This window comes from Cellulosimicrobium composti, assembly GCF_009711085.1.
Taxonomy (GTDB): domain Bacteria; phylum Actinomycetota; class Actinomycetes; order Actinomycetales; family Cellulomonadaceae; genus Cellulosimicrobium; species Cellulosimicrobium composti.
Genome location: NZ_WMKA01000132.1, coordinates 1 through 451, shown reverse-complemented (window position 1 = coordinate 451; position 451 = coordinate 1). Strand labels below are relative to the sequence as shown.

General features: G+C 78.3%; 1 protein-coding gene. It reads left to right on the top strand.

The features are described 5' to 3' along the window. On the top strand, positions 1-451 hold a 451-nt coding region (locus GJV82_RS19695), incomplete at both ends, for a hypothetical protein (RefSeq protein ID WP_196217321.1).

Here is a 451-nt window from a genome sequence, read left to right as displayed (position 1 = left end):
TTCGACGCCGAGGAGCTCGAGCCCACCGCCGAGGTCGGCGGGGCCGGTGCGCTGACGGTCTCGCGCGAGGGGACGGTCTTCGTCGCGGTCCCGGGGACGGGCACGCTGTGGACGGTCGAGACCTCGTCGCGCGGCGTCGCCGACGGGGAACCGACCGAGTCCGCGCTGCCGGTGGGCAAGGGCGCGGAGGTCGAGGTGACCGCGGTCGGCGAGAAGCCCGTCGTGCTGGACCGGTCGGCGTCCCAGCTCGTCCTCCCGGGCGGGACCACCGTCGCGCTCGAGGGCGGTGACCAGGCCCGCCTCCAGCAGCCGTCCGCGGCCTCGCGCGCGGTCGTCGTCGCGACGGCCGACGCCCTGGTGACCCAGCCCCTCGCGGGCGGGGACGCCCAGCGTCGCGCCGCCGAGGGCGTGCCCGCCGCGCCGGTGCAGCTCGGGTCGTGCACGTACGGCG